Source organism: Pseudomonas sp. O230, assembly GCF_045447035.1.
GTDB lineage: Bacteria > Pseudomonadota > Gammaproteobacteria > Pseudomonadales > Pseudomonadaceae > Aquipseudomonas.
Genome location: NZ_JBJGXN010000008.1, coordinates 131,101 through 147,177 on the forward strand (window position 1 = coordinate 131,101; position 16,077 = coordinate 147,177).

Genomic DNA, 16,077 nt, shown 5'->3' on the forward strand with positions numbered 1-16,077 from the left:
TATGACTATCCGTGTCTTACGGACTCTGTAATGTGCGTTGCGTTCAAACCACCCGTCTTGACAGCAGCGCAAATGACGACCTCGACGGAAAAATGCTTATAATGCCCAGCGTTTTTTTCCGGTTTTTACTGCAAGCGCGGGTCGTTTCCTGTTTATCTGAGCCCCGCTGCCTAATTCATTCTTTGCCCTGGATATCCCAAAGCCTTGATTCGTCTGCTGAAATTTTTCGGTTGGTCCATCGTCGCCGTTTTCTGCGGACTGCTCCTCGGTCTGAGCGGCGCATATCTTTACCTTAGTCCGGGATTACCATCTGTGGAGGCTCTGAGAAGCATCCAGTTGCAGATTCCATTGCGCGTCTACAGCAGCGACAACAAGTTGATCGCAGAATTTGGCGAAATGCGCCGTACACCGATCCGTTTCGCCGACATTCCCCCCAATTTCATTAATGCGTTACTAAGTGCTGAAGACGACAATTTCGCCAACCACTATGGCGTCGATCCCAGCAGCCTGATGCGCGCCGCCACCCAGTTGGTCAAAAGCGGACACATCCAGTCCGGCGGCAGCACCATCACCATGCAGGTGGCGAAGAACTTCTTCCTGACCAGCGAACGCAGCTTCTCGCGCAAGACCACCGAAATCCTCCTGGCCCTGCAGATCGAACGACAGCTGACCAAGGACGAGATCCTTGAGCTGTACGTCAACAAGATCTACCTGGGTAACCGCGCCTACGGCATCGAGGCCGCGGCGCAGGTGTATTACGGCAAGTCGATTCGTGACGTCAGCCTGGCGCAGATGGCGATGATCGCCGGCCTGCCAAAAGCCCCGTCGCGCTTCAACCCGCTGGCCAACCCGGCCCGCAGCAAGGAGCGTCGTGACTGGATCCTCGGGCGCATGTATAAGCTCGGCAAAATCACCGAGAGCGATTACACCGCCGCGATCAACGAGCCGCTGAACGCCAGCTATCACGTGCCGACCCCGGAAGTGAATGCCCCGTACATTGCTGAAATGGCCCGCGCCGAAATGGTCGGCCGCTACGGCAGCGATGCCTACACCGAGGGTTTCCGCGTCACGACCACCGTGCCGAGCAACCTGCAGGAAATGGCCAACACTGCTGTCCACGAAGGTCTGATGACCTACGATCAGCGTCATGGCTACCGCGGTCCTGAGTCACGCCTGCCGGGCAAGACCCGTGAGGCCTGGACCAGCGAGCTGACCAAGCAGCGCACCATCAGCGGTCTTGAACCGGCCATCGTCACGCAGGTCGACAAGAGCGGCCTGCAAGTGCTGACCCGTACCGGCGACGAGCACATCGGCTGGGAGAGCATGAAATGGGCGCGGCCATTCCTGAACACCAACAGCATGGGCGCCAATCCGAAGCAGCCCGCGGATGTAGCGCAGGTCGGTGATCTGATTCGTGTGCAGCGTCAGCCGGATAATTCGCTGAAATTCAGCCAGATCCCGCAAGCTCAGGGCGCACTGGTCTCCCTTGATCCGCAGAACGGCGCCATTCGTTCGCTGGTCGGCGGTTTCGCCTTCGAGCAGAGCAACTACAACCGTGCCCTGCAGGCCAAGCGTCAGCCGGGCTCGAGCTTCAAACCGTTCGTTTACAGCGCCGCGCTGGATAACGGCTACACCGCCGCCAGCCTGGTGAACGACGCACCGATCGTGTTCGTCGACGAATACCTGGACAAGGTCTGGCGTCCGAAGAACGACACCAACACCTTCCTCGGCCCGATCCGCCTGCGTGAAGGGCTGTACAAGTCGCGTAACCTGGTATCGATCCGCCTGGTGCAGGCGTTGGGCGTCGATCGCACCATCGACTACATCAGCAAGTTCGGTTTCAACAAACAGGACCTGCCGCGCAACCTGTCGCTGGCCCTGGGCACCGCGACCCTGACGCCAATGGAAATCGCCACCGGCTGGAGCACATTCGCCAACGGCGGCTTCAAAATCACCCCATACATCATCGACAAGATCGAAAGCCGCAATGGCGACACACTGTTCGTCGCCAACCCGCCGAGCGTGCCGAAAGGTGGTGTCGCCCCGGATGGCATTGCCGCCCCCGTCGCCGAAGCCTTTACGGTCAACGCGACACCGGGCGAGGCTCCGGGCCAACCTGTGCCTCAGGCACCCGCCGTGGCGGAGCGCATTGTCGATGGCCGTACCACTTACATCCTCAACAGCATGCTCGAGGACGTGATCAAACTCGGCACCGGCCGCCGCGCACTGGCCTTGGGGCGCCCCGACATCGCCGGGAAAACCGGTACGACCAACGAATCGAAGGATGCGTGGTTCTCGGGCTACAACGCCGATTACGTGACCACCGTCTGGACCGGCTTCGACCAGCCGGAAAGCCTGGGTAAACGTGAGTTCGGCGGCACTGTGGCGTTGCCAATCTGGATGAATTACATGGCAGCCGCGCTCAAGGACAAGCCGCCGCATACGCAGCCAGAGCCGGAAGGCATCCTCAGCCTGCGGGTTGACCCGGTCAGTGGTCGCGCGGCATCTCCGGGTACGCCTGGCGCGTACTTCGAGCTGTTCAAGGCCGAAGACACGCCACCGTCGGCGAATGAGCTGGGTAACGGCAATGCGCCAGGCAGCCCGCTGCCAGCGGATGAAGCGGCGCCGATCGATTTGTTCTGATCGGGTAGCCATATGAAAAAGCCCCGCCTTCGAGAGAAGTGCGGGGCTTTTTATTGTGGCGCCTGCCAGGCCGCCATCGCGAGCAGGCTCGCTCCCACATTGGATTTATGAACGACGCGGCCCCGCAGGAGCAAGCTTGCTCGCCATGAGGCCAGCACATCAACCACAAAACCCACAGACATAAAAAACCCCAACTCACAAGAGCCGGGGTTTTCTGTTGAAGCGCTACAACGGCTTAGCCGTTGAACACGTCATCCACGCTTTTCAGCGGGTAGTTCTTCGGATACGGCAGGGTTGCCACGCCGGTCTCGATCGCAGCCTTGGCCACAGCATCGGAGATCAGGGTGATCAGACGCGCATCCATTGGTTTCGGGATGATGTACTCACGACCGAATTCCAGTTTGATGCCGCCGTAGGCGTCGCAGACTTCCTGAGGAACTGGCAGTTTGGCCAGTTCACGCAGGGCGTTGGCCGCCGCTACTTTCATTTCTTCGTTGATGCGCTTGGCGCGAACGTCCAGGGCACCACGGAAGATGAACGGGAAGCCGAGCACGTTGTTGACCTGGTTCGGGTAGTCCGAACGGCCGGTGGCCATGATCACGTCGTCACGGGTGGCGTGCGCCAGTTCCGGGGAGATTTCCGGATCCGGGTTCGAGCACGCGAACACGATCGGGTTGGCCGCCATGGATTTCAGGCCTTCAGCGCTCAGCAGGTTCGGGCCGGACAGGCCAACGAACACGTCCGCGCCTTGCAGGGCATCTGCCAGGGTGCGCTTGTCGGTCGCGTGAGCGAAGACAGCCTTGTACTGGTTCAGGTCGTCACGGCCGGAGTGGATCACACCGGTACGGTCAACCATGTAGATGTTTTCGATGTTGGCGCCCATGCTCACCAGCAATTTCATGCAGGAGATGGCGGCAGCACCGGCGCCCAGGCAGACGATCTTGGCATCAGCGAGGGTTTTGCCTGCGATTTCCAGGGCGTTGATCATGCCGGCCGCGGTCACGATAGCGGTGCCGTGCTGGTCATCGTGGAACACCGGAATGTCGCACTGTTCGATCAGAGCGCGCTCGATCTCAAAGCACTCAGGTGCCTTGATGTCTTCCAGGTTGATGCCACCGAAAGTGATGGAGATGCGCTTGACGGTGTCGATGAAGGCTTGCGGGCTTTCGGAGTCGACTTCGATGTCGAAAACGTCGATGCCGGCGAAGCGCTTGAACAGCACGCCTTTACCTTCCATCACTGGCTTGGAAGCCAATGGGCCGAGGTTACCCAGGCCCAGAATCGCGGTGCCATCGGAAATGACTGCAACCAGGTTGCCTTTGCCGGTGTATTTGTAGGCCAGTTCAGGATCGCGGGCGATTTCGCGTACTGGTTCGGCTACGCCGGGGCTGTAGGCCAGCGACAGGTCGCGGGCGGTAGCGGTGGCCTTGGTGAGCTCGACACTCAGCTTACCTGGACGAGGATGAGCGTGATATTCGAGAGCGGCAGTTTTCAAATCAGACATGGGGGCATTCCGCTTTTACTGTTGGACAGACTGGTCAGCGAGGATACGCGCCTCGCAAAGTCCCCACAAGACTGACCAGTCACCCCTGTCAAGCGCCCGGCCCTACGACTTTGGGCCAAGAGCCACGGAACACAAGGGATAGACTGTTCACAATCGAAAGAAAAAATGTCTACAATTTTTTATCAGGGCGCCGCTTGCAGCATCGCCGGATCGGTCAATGGCAGGAGCCAGCGTGCTTGTCCCGGTTTCAATCCGCCGCGACGGGAGCGGTCCACGACCCAGCCCCGCGCCTCGATCTGCTTGCCCTTCAGGCGCTCCAGCGCCGCGCCATCGAATTGCCCCAGCACATTGGGCGCAACCCGCAGTACAAGCGAATCCTGCAACTCGATCCAAACGCCGCCGCGATTGCGCTGAACCCTGCTCACACGCCCGCTGACCACTGCGAAGCCAGACGTGTTGATCTGCTCCGCTTTCAGTACAGGCGACTGGCGCCACACCCCGAGCCCGGCTTGCCGCGCACTGCGCTCCGCCGATTGCTGACAGGCAACCAGATCAACATTGGGCGCGACCGCCACTTGGAAACCGAGCCCTTCTGCGAGCATCTGCGCTTCGAGGTTGGCACCCTCGGCGCCATAAAGATGCGCAAGGGTGCGACCGTAGTGATCCTTGCTCTCTTTACCCAGGAGCATGCCGACCCGACCGTCGCTGGCAGCCACCAGGGCTTCCAGACGCTTGCGCGCCGCCACGGCGAATGGCTCGTCAGATCGGCCCTGCTTGCCCAGTTCCGGCGTATTCAAGCCGATCATGCGCACACTGCGGCCATCGCTCAGGCGCAATGTGTCGCCATCCACCACCCGTTGCACCACGACTGAGGCCAGCCCACTCGGCACCGGGCAGAAGGCCTGGGCGCCCGAGAGCCAAATCGCGGACACAAAAAAGGCGCCCACGAGGGACGCCTTTTTCATTAGCAAGGTAAAGCCCATGGGGCTTTCGAACCTTACTCTGCTGCTGCAGGTTTCTTGCCGAAAGCACCGAAACGGTCTGCGAAGCGCTGTACACGGCCGCCAGTATCCAGAGTCTTCTGCTTACCGGTGTAGAACGGGTGGCACTCGTTGCATACGTCAGTACCCAGTGGCTTGCACAGGTTCGAACGAGTTTCGAACTTGTTACCGCAGCTGCAAGTTACTTCGATGGTTTCGTATGCTGGATGGATATCGGCTTTCATGGTGTATTCCTCAGGCTAGCGTGCCGCCACTCAACACTATTGTTGAATACCGCACGTAATTAGGCCGCGGATTCTACCAGACCTTTGAAATCGCGCAAGCTGTCGCTTCTACCGACCGTCTGCTAGGCTCCCGGCCTTGTTCACCGTCCCTTCATCGAGAAAACCTCCGCGTGCCCGACGCCATTTTGCGCCTCGCCCTGCCTTCGCCCCTGCGCCGCCTGTTCGATTACCGTGCCCCGGCCGGGGTCCTGCGCGCCCAGTTGCAGCCGGGCATGCGCCTGCGGGTGCCCTTCGGTCGGCGGGAGATGATCGGCATTCTGGTCGAGGTCACCGACACCAGCGAAGTGCCGGTCGAGAAACTCAAACCGGCCCTGGCCCTGCTCGACGCCACGCCGCCCTTGCCACCGGCGCTGTTCAAGCTGTGCCTGTGGACGTCGCAGTATTACCAGCACAGCCTCGGCGACACCTTGAGTTGGGCGTTGCCGGTGCTGTTGCGCCAGGGCGAACTGGCTGAACCGCGCCAGGAACGCTTCTGGTCCGCCACCCCCGGCGCCAGCCTGGATGACCCGCGCATCGCCCGCGCCCCGCGTCAGCGCGAAGCGTTGGCCACATTGGCCCAGCACCCCCACGGCGTGGCCCATCAGTTGCTGAGCAAATTGATGCTTAGCAAGGACAGCCTCGACCTGCTGCTGGCCAAGGATCTGGTGCAAGTGGAGATCCGCAAGCACGCCCCCGAAGCCCGCCACGAACACTGGCTGGCCCAACCGGAGTTGCCGCTGAACCCGGAACAACGCGCGGCTTACGAGGCGATCCGCGCCGGGTTCGACAGTTATCACGCGTTCCTGCTGGCCGGCGTCACCGGCAGCGGCAAGACCGAAGTCTATTTGCAACTGATCCGCGAAACCCTGGAGGCCGGCAAGCAAGCGCTGGTACTGATCCCGGAAATCAACCTCGGCCCGCAAACCCTGGCGCGCTTCGAGCAACGCTTCAATGCGCGAATTGCGCTGATCCACTCGGCGGTCAACGACCGCGAGCGCCTCGAAGCCTGGCTCGCCGCTCGGGATGGCGACGCCGACATTATTATCGGCACCCGTTCGGCGCTGTTCACCCCGATGAAAAACCCCGGCCTGATCATCATCGACGAAGAGCACGACGGCTCATATAAACAGCAGGAAGGTTTGCGCTACCACGCCCGGGACCTGGCGCTGGTCCGAGCCCGGCAGGAAAACATCCCGATCGTGCTCGGCTCGGCCACGCCTTCGCTGGAAAGCCTGCACAACGCCTACACCGGGCGTTACGGCCTCCTACGTCTGAATGAGCGTGCTGGCGGCGCCAAGCAACCGCGCTTCCTGCGACTGGATGTGAAAAGTCGTCCGCTCGACAGCGGCATTTCCGGGCCGATGCAGCAAGCCATTGGTCAGACCCTGGCCGCCGGCCAGCAAGTGCTGGTGTTCCTCAACCGTCGAGGATTCGCGCCGACGCTGCTGTGCCACGACTGCGGCTGGATGTCCGAATGCCAGCGCTGCGATGCGCGGATGACCGTGCACCAGCGCTCCGGCGAACTGCGTTGCCACCATTGCGGCTACGTCGAACGCGTGCCCCGGCACTGTCCGAAGTGCGGCAAAGTGGACTTGCGGCCGGTGGGCGCTGGCACCGAGCGCGCCGAAGAACGCCTGGCCATTCTGTTCCCGGATGTTCCGGTGCTGCGGGTCGACCGCGACAGCACCTCGCGCAAAGACGCGATGAATCAGTTGTTCGCGACTATTCAGAAGGGTCAGCCGTGCATTCTGGTGGGCACGCAGATGCTTGCCAAAGGTCACCACTTTCCACGGGTGACGCTGGTGTCGATTCTCGATGCCGACGGCGGCTTGTTCTCCGGCGACTTCCGCGCCAGCGAGCGCATGGCGCAATTGATCGTGCAGGTCGCCGGCCGTGCGGGCCGGGCCGAAGAGCCGGGCAAAGTGATTATCCAGACCCATTTGGCGGACCATCCGCTGCTGGTGCAACTGACCGAGCAGGGCTACTTTGCGTTCGCCGAGCAGGCGCTGAGCGAGCGGCGCTCCGCCGGTTTGCCGCCGTTCGCACATTTGGCGCTGCTGCGGGCCGAAGCGCACAAGCCGGGGCAGGCGGAAGGTTTTCTCGACGAGGCGTGCAGCGAGGCTGAGCGTTTGCTGGCCGAACAGAATCTGAGCGGGATCGAGCTGCTCGGGCCGGTGCCGGCGCCGATGGAACGGCGGGCCGGGCGTTATCGCGCGCAGTTGTTGTTGCAGGCAACGGCTCGGGCGCCGCTGCACCGGTTACTGGCCAGTTGGTTGCTGCTGCTGGAGCAGATGCCGAGTGGGCGGGCGGTGCGCTGGTCGCTGGATGTGGACCCTGTGGATTTGTATTGACTGGTAGGCCGCCATCGCTGGCAAGCCCGCTCCCACAAGTTTTGCGCAATCCCTGTGGGAGCGGGCTTGCCCGCGATGGCGGCCGAATAGTCACCACATATCCATAACCTGCCCGCTATAGTTGGCAAGCCCGTCTTCGCAACGGATAATGCCCAGTTTTTCCACCAGCGCATTGAAGCGCCGCCGCGCTAGCGGTCGAAAGAGAAGACCATGAAAGACACCATTCGCCAGCTGATCCAACAAGCCATCACCCAACTCGTCAACGAAGGTGTGTTGCCTGAAGGCCTGTCGCCGGCGATCCAGGTGGAAAACTCCCGGGACAAGAAGAACGGCGACTTCGCCAGCAACATCGCCATGATGCTGGCCAAACCGGCAGGCATGAAACCGCGCGATCTGGCCGAGAAAATCATCGCCGCACTGCCGGCCGACGAGAATGTCACCAAGACCGAAATCGCCGGCCCTGGCTTCCTGAACTTCTTCCAGAACACCCAGGCCCTGGCCACGCGCCTCGACGCCGCGCTGGCTGACGTTCACGTCGGCGTGCGCAAGGCTGGCCCGGTGCAGCGCACGGTTGTCGACCTGTCGGCACCGAACCTGGCGAAAGAGATGCACGTCGGCCACTTGCGCTCGACCATCATCGGCGACGGCGTGGCCCGCGTGCTTGAGTTCCTCGGCGACGAAGTGATCCGCCAGAACCACGTTGGCGACTGGGGCACCCAGTTCGGCATGCTGATGGCGTATCTGCAGGAAAACCCGATCACCAGCGACGAGCTGTCGGACCTGGAAAACTTCTACCGCGCCGCCAAGCAACGCTTCGACGAATCCGAAGAGTTCGCCGACCGTGCCCGTGGCCTGGTGGTCAAGCTGCAAGCCGGCGACCCGGACTGCCTGGCGTTGTGGACCAAGTTCAAGGACATCTCGCTGTCACACTGCCAGAAAATCTACGAACTGTTGAACGTCAAACTGACGATGGCCGACGTGATGGGCGAGAGCGCCTACAACGACGACCTGATCAACGTGGTCAACGATCTCAAGGCCGCTGGCCTGCTGGTTGAGAGCAACGGCGCCCAGTGCGTGTTCCTCGACGAATTCAAGAATGCCGACGGCGATCCGCTGCCGGTGATCATCGTCAAGGCCGATGGCGGCTATCTCTACGCCACCACCGACCTGGCGGCCGTGCGTTATCGCAGCGGCAAGCTCAAGGCTGATCGTGCGCTGTACTTTGTCGACCAGCGCCAGGCCCTGCACTTCCAGCAAGTGTTCGCCGTCGCCCGCAAGGCCGGCTTCGTGACGCACCCGATGGAAATGGAGCACATGGGCTTCGGCACCATGAACGGCGCCGATGGCCGTCCGTTCAAGACCCGTGACGGCGGCACCGTGAAGCTGATCGACCTGCTGACCGAAGCCCAGGAACGCGCCTACACCTTGGTGAAGGACAAGAACCCGGAGCTGGCCGAGGCCGAGTTGCGCAATATCGCCAAGGTCGTGGGCATCGGCGCGGTGAAATACGCCGACCTGTCCAAGCACCGTACCAGCGACTACAGCTTCAACTTCGACCTGATGCTGAACTTCGAAGGCAATACCGCGCCGTACCTGTTGTACGCGTATACCCGCGTAGCGGGCGTGTTCCGCAAGCTCGGCAAGGACTTCAGCGAAGTCGAAGGCCAGATCGTTCTGGAAGCTGCGCACGAACATGAGCTGGCAGCCAAACTCGCGCAATTTGGCGAAATACTGAACAACGTGTCCGAGAAAGGCACGCCGCACATCCTCTGCACCTACCTGTACGATGTCGCCGGCCTGTTCTCCAGTTTCTATGAGAACTGCCCGATCCTCAGTGCTGAAACCCCGGCGCAAATGCAAAGCCGTCTGCGTCTCGCTGCGCTGACCGGCCGCACTCTCAAGCAAGGCCTGGAACTCTTGGGTCTGGAAACTCTGGAGCGTATGTAAGTTGGCTGCCAAGAAAAAACCTGCACCCAAGCGTGGCGCCAGCCGTTACCAAGCTCCTGCAAAGCAACCGATTCCGGGCTGGCTGTGGATGGCCATCGGCCTGACGGTCGGCGCGTTCATTGTGTTTTTGATGAAGCTGGAGCCGGGCAAGGGTAGCGAGAGCGTCAAGCGCGAGAAGATCGAGCAGCAGAAAGCCACCAAGATCGCCGAGGCCAACAAGACCCCGCCGAGCCCGACGCAACCGGTGAAGCCGAAGTACGACTTCTACACCTTGCTGCCGGAATCGGAAGTCATCGTGCCGCCGGATGCCGTGCCGGAGAAAACCCCGCCGACGCCAGCCGTACCGACCACACCGGTAACCCCGGCAGAAGCAGCGAAGATCGACACCGCCCGCGCTCAGGCGGCATTGGCTGGCATCACTCCACCGCCGCCACCGCCCGTGGCCAAGGCAGCGCCGGTGACCAAGTTCTTCCTGCAGGCTGGCTCGTTCCGCAAGGAAGCCGATGCGGACAAGGTGCGCGCGCAGATCATCTTGCTGGGGCAGGCGGTGGCGGTTGAATCCGGCACGGTGAAGGACGAGACCTGGTATCGGGTGTTGGTCGGGCCGTTCAGCAACCGCGAACAGCTGACCACTGCGCAAAAGCAACTGGCCGGCGCAGGGTTTAGCAACCTGCTGTTACAACAACGCCAGAACCGCTGATTCCGTCAGCAGCACCGCGTTATCGTTCATCGCCGGCAATCCGGCTCCTACAAGTCATGCATCGTTCCCGGTATCGTGAACACCGTGAAATCCACGGTTCACCGTAGCCGCGAAAAACGCATAACCTGCAGGAGCCAGCTTGCTGGCGATGACGTCAGACCAAACAACACACCCTTCCCCGCTAAGCACCGCTCGTCCCCTCTCCAATCCCGCAGTTGAAAAACGCTCCACCACCCCCATATGAGTTGGCATAAGGCATTTTCGCCCCGCTGCGTGGAGACTCTCCCTTGACCACCATCGTTTCAGTTCGCCGCCACGGCAAAGTCGTCATGGGCGGCGACGGCCAGGTTTCTCTCGGCAATACCGTGATGAAAGGCAACGCGAAGAAAGTTCGTCGCCTGTACCACGGTCAGGTGATCGCCGGTTTTGCCGGGGCCACCGCTGACGCCTTCACCCTTTTCGAGCGCTTCGAAGGCCAGCTCGAGAAACATCAGGGTCACCTGGTTCGCGCCGCCGTCGAGCTCGCCAAAGAATGGCGCACCGACCGCTCCCTCAGCCGCCTCGAAGCGATGCTCGCGGTCGCCAACAAAGACGCGTCCCTGATCATCACCGGCAACGGCGACGTGGTCGAACCCGAAGAAGGCCTGATCGCCATGGGTTCCGGTGGCGGTTACGCCCAGGCCGCTGCCAGCGCGCTGCTGAAAAAAACCGATCTGTCGGCCCGCGAAATCGTCGAAACCGCGCTCGGCATCGCCGGCGACATCTGCGTATTCACCAACCACACCTTCACCATTGAGGAGCAGGACCTCGCCGAGTAAGCCTGTTCCGGCCTTAGCGCCACGGCTCACTTTTGCTTGAGGACCGCCAATTACTATGTCCATGACTCCCCGTGAAATCGTCCACGAACTCAATCGCCACATCATCGGCCAGGACGATGCCAAACGCGCCGTCGCCATCGCGCTACGTAACCGCTGGCGCCGGATGCAGCTGCCCGAAGAGCTGCGTGTTGAAGTAACACCCAAGAACATTCTGATGATCGGCCCGACCGGTGTCGGTAAAACCGAGATCGCCCGTCGCCTGGCCAAACTGGCCAACGCGCCGTTCATCAAAGTCGAAGCGACCAAGTTCACCGAAGTCGGCTACGTTGGCCGCGACGTCGAATCGATCATTCGTGACCTCGCCGACGCCGCCATCAAACTGCTGCGCGAACAGGAAATGACCAAGGTTCGCCACCGCGCCGAAGACGCCGCCGAAGAGCGCATCCTCGACGCCCTGCTGCCACCGGCGCGCATAGGCTTCAACACCGATGACGCCCCGTCGGCCGATTCCAACACCCGCCAGCTGTTCCGCAAGCGCCTGCGCGAAGGTCAGCTGGATGACAAGGAGATCGAAATCGAAGTCGCCGAAGTGGCCGGCGTCGATATCTCCCCGCCACCGGGCATGGAAGAAATGACCAATCAGTTGCAGAGCCTGTTCGCCAACATGGGCAAGGGCAAACGCAAGAGCCGCAAGCTCAAGGTCAAGGAAGCGCTGAAGCTGGTCCGCGACGAGGAAGCGAGCCGCCTGGTCAACGATGAAGAGTTGAAGGCCAAGGCGCTTGAAGCCGTCGAGCAGCACGGCATCGTGTTCATCGACGAAATCGACAAGGTCGCCAAGCGCGGCAATTCCGGTGGCGTTGATGTATCCCGTGAAGGCGTGCAGCGCGACCTGCTGCCGCTGATCGAAGGCTGCACCGTCAATACCAAACTGGGCATGGTCAAGACTGACCACATCCTGTTCATCGCCTCCGGTGCGTTCCACCTGAGCAAACCAAGCGATCTGGTGCCCGAGCTGCAAGGCCGTCTGCCGATTCGTGTCGAGCTGAAGGCGCTGACGCCTGAAGACTTCGAACGCATTCTCAGCGAGCCGCACGCGTCGCTCACCGAGCAATATTGCGCACTGCTGAAAACCGAAGGCCTGGCCATCGAGTTCCAGCCGGACGGCATCAAGCGCATCGCCGAGATCGCCTGGCAGGTCAACGAGAAAACCGAGAACATCGGTGCCCGTCGCCTGCACACCTTGCTTGAGCGTCTGCTTGAGGAGGTATCGTTCAGCGCCGGCGACCTGGCCAGCGCCCATGACGGCAAGGTGATCCTGATCGACGCCGACTACGTCAACAGCCACCTGGGCGAATTGGCGCAGAACGAAGACCTGTCCCGTTATATCCTGTAGGTCATGTGAGACCTGTGTAGGAGCCGGCTCGCCGGCGATGGGGACCTTGAGATCGCCATCGCTGGCAAGCCAGCTCCTACAAGGGACCGCGAGAGTTCCACACAGACGGACATCAGGTCATGACCCAACTCCCCACCGACATCAAACTGCACAAAGCCTCGAAAACCCTGTCGCTGAAATACGCGTCCGGCGAGGAACATCACCTGCCCGCCGAGTTCCTGCGCGTGCACTCTCCTTCCGCTGAGGTCCAGGGCCACGGCAAACCTATCCTGCAATTTGGCAAGATCGGCGTAGGCCTGAGCAAAGTAGAACCGGCCGGTCAGTACGCACTGAAATTGACCTTCGACGATGGCCATGACAGCGGCCTGTTCACCTGGGACTATCTGTACCAGTTGGGCGTGCGTCAGGAGGATCTCTGGAACGATTATCTTGCCGAACTGAAAGCGGCCGGAAAGACCCGCGACCCTAGCGAATCTGTCGTCAAGCTGATGCTCTAACCCGCGCCTCTTGCGCATTAGAAGGCATTTTCTAATTCCATCTGTTTGAATGCTTGGCCGCGAGGCCAGTCATTGGCCTGCTTGCGAAAAAAATTAAACTCGGGTAACCAATGGAGCTGGCAAGTTCCCTGCAGTGCTCTCTGAACTAAAAAGCAGCGATGCAGAATTATCGGTCACCCGAGCAGTAGTACCTGGCATTGGCTGTGTGACTACACGGCTGGACTCAGGTACTCGTCTCAGGACAATGGAGCGTCGTAGATGAGTAACAAGAATAACGATGACTTGAAGTATCAAGCCTCGGAAAACACCTTGGGGCTTAATCCTGTCGTTGGGCTGCGTGGAAAGGATCTACTGGCTTCTGCTCGGATGGTGCTCAGGCAGGCCATCAAACAACCGATTCACAGCGCGAAGCATGTCGCTCATTTCGGCCTTGAACTGAAGAACGTGCTGTTCGGCAAATCCGAGCTGCTACCGACCAGCGATGACCGTCGCTTCGCCGATCCGGCCTGGAGCCAGAACCCGCTCTACAAACGTTATCTGCAAACCTACCTGGCGTGGCGCAAGGAACTCCACGACTGGATCGACGACAGTAACCTGGGGCCCAAGGACACGGCACGCGGGCATTTCGTGATCAACCTCATGACCGAAGCCATGGCCCCGACCAACAGTGCGGCCAACCCGGCAGCGGTCAAACGCTTCTTCGAAACGGGTGGCAAGAGCCTGCTCGACGGCCTCTCGCACCTGGCCAAGGATCTGGTACACAACGGCGGTATGCCGAGCCAGGTCAACATGGGCGCATTCGAGGTTGGCAAGAGCCTGGGCGTGACCGAAGGTGCGGTAGTTTTCCGCAACGACGTGCTGGAGCTGATCCAGTACCGCCCGATCACCGAGCAGGTGCACGAGCGCCCATTGCTGGTAGTGCCGCCGCAGATCAACAAGTTTTATGTATTCGACCTGAGCCCGGACAAGAGCCTGGCGCGGTTCTGCCTGCGCAATAACGTGCAGACGTTCATCGTCAGCTGGCGCAACCCGACCAAGGAGCAACGCGAATGGGGTCTGTCGACCTACATCGAAGCGCTCAAGGAAGCGGTCGATGTGGTCACTGCAATCACTGGCAGCAAAGACGTGAACATGCTCGGTGCCTGCTCCGGCGGCATCACCTGCACTGCGCTGCTGGGCCACTACGCGGCGATCGGAGAGAACAAGGTGAACGCCCTGACGCTGCTGGTCAGCGTGCTGGACACCACCCTGGACAGCGACGTGGCCCTGTTCGTCGACGAGCAGACCCTCGAAGCCGCCAAACGCCATTCCTATCAGGCCGGTGTGCTGGAAGGCCGCGACATGGCGAAAGTCTTCGCCTGGATGCGCCCCAACGATTTGATCTGGAACTACTGGGTCAACAACTACCTGCTCGGCAACGAGCCGCCGGTGTTCGACATCCTGTTCTGGAACAACGACACCACCCGATTGCCCGCTGCGTTCCACGGCGACCTGATCGAGATGTTCAAAAACAATCCGCTGATCCGCCCGCATGCACTGGAAGTGTGCGGCACGCCGATCGACCTGAAGCAGGTCACGGCCGACATCTTTTCCCTGGCCGGCACCAACGACCACATCACCCCGTGGAAGTCCTGCTACAAGTCGGCGCAACTGTTCGGCGGCAAGGTTGAATTTGTGCTGTCCAGCAGCGGGCATATCCAGAGCATTCTGAACCCGCCGGGCAATCCGAAATCGCGCTACATGACAAGCGTCGAGATGCCGTTGAAGGCCGAGGACTGGCAGGAAAATTCCACCAAGCACACCGACTCCTGGTGGCTGCACTGGCAAGCCTGGCAGGCCGAGCGTTCGGGCGAATTGAAAAAATCTCCGACCAAACTGGGCAGTAAGGCTTATCCCGCGGGCGAAGCAGCGCCGGGCACTTACGTACACGAACGCTAAATGCCCCCCGACCTCTAGGAGCCGGATTGCTGGCGATTGCATCAACGCGGTGAAACTGTGAAACCGTGGTGATGCAATCGCCAGCAAGCCGGCTCCTACAGAATGGGGGTCGATCCACTTACAGGGCTTGAAGCATGCCGCAACCGTTCATATTTCGTACCGTCGACCTGGATGGCCAGACCCTCCGCACGGCAGTACGCCCCGGCAAGCCTCACTTGACGCCCTTGCTGATTTTCAATGGCATCGGCGCCAACCTGGAGCTGGTGTTTCCGTTCGTCGCGGCGCTGGACCCGGACCTCGAAGTCATCGCGTTCGACGTGCCTGGTGTCGGCGGTTCGTCGACGCCGAACCGGCCGTATCGTTTTCCGGGCCTGGCCAAACTCACGGCGCGGATGCTCGACTATCTCGATTACGGGCAAGTCAACGTGATCGGTGTGTCGTGGGGTGGCGCCCTCGCCCAGCAGTTTGCTTACGACTATCCCGAACGCTGCAAGAAACTGGTGCTGGCGGCAACGGCGGCAGGTGCGGTGATGGTGCCGGGCAAACCGAAAGTGTTGTGGATGATGGCCAGCCCACGGCGGTACATCCAGCCATCGCACGTGATCCGCATCGCGCCGATGATCTACGGCGGCTCGTTCCGTCGCGATCCGACGCTGGCGGCCAGCCATGCGGCGAAGGTGCGCTCGGCGGGCAAACTCGGCTACTACTGGCAGCTGTTCGCCGGGCTCGGCTGGACCAGCATTCACTGGCTGCACAAGATCCACCAGCCGACGCTGGTGCTGGCCGGCGACGACGACCCGCTGATCCCGCTGATCAACATGCGCATGCTGGCCTGGCGGATCCCCAATGCCCAGTTGCACATCATCGATGACGGACACCTGTTCCTGATCACCCGAGCCGAGGCCGTGGCGCCGATCATCATGAAGTTCCTCGAGGAAGAACGGCAGCGCGCGGTGATGCATCCGCATCCTGCGCCATCTGGCGGTTAACCGACGACGGCATTTTGTTTACGGAAAAGGCTC

Annotated in this window: 12 protein-coding genes; 9 read left to right on the forward strand and 3 right to left on the reverse strand. The window is 61.0% G+C overall.

Going from position 1 to position 16,077, the window contains the following annotated elements; genetic code table 11:
- Positions 1-207: 207 nt before the first annotated feature.
- Positions 208-2,643 carry a penicillin-binding protein 1A gene (locus ACI77H_RS18515; protein ID WP_407013417.1) on the forward strand — a complete coding sequence of 812 codons (2,436 nt, stop codon included), beginning with the start codon at positions 208-210 and terminating at the stop codon, positions 2,641-2,643.
- A 235-nt stretch (positions 2,644-2,878) separates the two neighbouring features.
- On the opposite strand, the gene ACI77H_RS18520 is transcribed toward ACI77H_RS18515, so the two are convergent.
- The 3 genes from ACI77H_RS18520 to rpmE form a co-directional block, all read right to left on the reverse strand.
- Positions 2,879-4,147, reverse strand: a complete 1,269-nt coding sequence (locus ACI77H_RS18520) for a malic enzyme-like NAD(P)-binding protein (protein ID WP_407013181.1) — start codon at positions 4,145-4,147, stop codon at positions 2,879-2,881.
- A gap of 182 nt (positions 4,148-4,329) precedes the next feature.
- Positions 4,330-5,130, reverse strand: a complete 801-nt coding sequence (locus ACI77H_RS18525) for a thermonuclease family protein (protein WP_407013182.1) — start codon at positions 5,128-5,130, stop codon at positions 4,330-4,332.
- Between the two features lie 14 nt (positions 5,131-5,144).
- On the reverse strand, positions 5,145-5,372 hold the full coding sequence (gene rpmE / locus ACI77H_RS18530) for a 50S ribosomal protein L31 (RefSeq protein WP_017138574.1): 228 nt from the start codon (positions 5,370-5,372) through the stop codon (positions 5,145-5,147).
- Positions 5,373-5,542: 170 nt separating this feature from the next.
- Between rpmE and ACI77H_RS18535 the strand changes: the two genes are divergently transcribed.
- The 8 genes from ACI77H_RS18535 to phaZ all read left to right on the forward strand — a co-directional run bounded on the left by ACI77H_RS18535 (position 5,543) and on the right by phaZ (position 16,044).
- On the forward strand, positions 5,543-7,762 hold the full coding sequence (locus ACI77H_RS18535; RefSeq protein WP_407013183.1) for a primosomal protein N': 2,220 nt from the start codon (positions 5,543-5,545) through the stop codon (positions 7,760-7,762).
- Between the two features lie 210 nt (positions 7,763-7,972).
- Positions 7,973-9,709: an arginine--tRNA ligase gene (argS, locus tag ACI77H_RS18540; RefSeq protein WP_407013184.1), complete on the forward strand. Its 1,737-nt coding sequence runs from the start codon at positions 7,973-7,975 to the stop codon at positions 9,707-9,709.
- 1 nt (position 9,710) lies between these two features.
- On the forward strand, positions 9,711-10,409 hold the full coding sequence (locus ACI77H_RS18545) for an SPOR domain-containing protein (protein WP_253435216.1): 699 nt from the start codon (positions 9,711-9,713) through the stop codon (positions 10,407-10,409).
- A gap of 287 nt (positions 10,410-10,696) precedes the next feature.
- Entirely contained in the window at positions 10,697-11,227 is a 531-nt protein-coding gene (hslV, locus tag ACI77H_RS18550) for an ATP-dependent protease subunit HslV (protein ID WP_007899242.1), read from the forward strand.
- Positions 11,228-11,282: 55 nt separating this feature from the next.
- Positions 11,283-12,620, forward strand: coding sequence for an ATP-dependent protease ATPase subunit HslU (gene hslU, locus ACI77H_RS18555; RefSeq protein WP_407013185.1), 1,338 nt, complete (start codon positions 11,283-11,285; stop codon positions 12,618-12,620).
- Positions 12,621-12,739: 119 nt separating this feature from the next.
- Positions 12,740-13,117 (forward strand): gamma-butyrobetaine hydroxylase-like domain-containing protein, encoded by a 378-nt coding sequence (locus ACI77H_RS18560; RefSeq protein WP_407013186.1) that lies wholly within the window; start codon positions 12,740-12,742, stop codon positions 13,115-13,117.
- A 258-nt stretch (positions 13,118-13,375) separates the two neighbouring features.
- Positions 13,376-15,055: a class II poly(R)-hydroxyalkanoic acid synthase gene (gene phaC, locus ACI77H_RS18565; protein WP_407013187.1), complete on the forward strand. Its 1,680-nt coding sequence runs from the start codon at positions 13,376-13,378 to the stop codon at positions 15,053-15,055.
- Between the two features lie 134 nt (positions 15,056-15,189).
- On the forward strand, positions 15,190-16,044 hold the full coding sequence (gene phaZ / locus ACI77H_RS18570) for a poly(3-hydroxyalkanoate) depolymerase (protein WP_407013188.1): 855 nt from the start codon (positions 15,190-15,192) through the stop codon (positions 16,042-16,044).
- Positions 16,045-16,077 lie beyond the last annotated feature (33 nt).

Bases quoted from the DNA above. Each gene is read 5' to 3' on its own strand.
- ACI77H_RS18520 (WP_407013181.1), bottom strand. From the start codon at position 4,147: ATGTCTGATTTGAAAACTGCCGCTCTCGAATATCACGCTCATCCTCGT.
- argS (WP_407013184.1), top strand. From the start codon at position 7,973: ATGAAAGACACCATTCGCCAGCTGATCCAACAAGCCATCACCCAACTC.
- rpmE (WP_017138574.1), bottom strand. From the start codon at position 5,372: ATGAAAGCCGATATCCATCCAGCATACGAAACCATCGAAGTAACTTGC.
- ACI77H_RS18560 (WP_407013186.1), top strand. From the start codon at position 12,740: ATGACCCAACTCCCCACCGACATCAAACTGCACAAAGCCTCGAAAACC.
- phaC (WP_407013187.1), top strand. From the start codon at position 13,376: ATGAGTAACAAGAATAACGATGACTTGAAGTATCAAGCCTCGGAAAAC.
- ACI77H_RS18525 (WP_407013182.1), bottom strand. From the start codon at position 5,130: ATGGGCTTTACCTTGCTAATGAAAAAGGCGTCCCTCGTGGGCGCCTTT.
- phaZ (WP_407013188.1), top strand. From the start codon at position 15,190: ATGCCGCAACCGTTCATATTTCGTACCGTCGACCTGGATGGCCAGACC.
- hslU (WP_407013185.1), top strand. From the start codon at position 11,283: ATGTCCATGACTCCCCGTGAAATCGTCCACGAACTCAATCGCCACATC.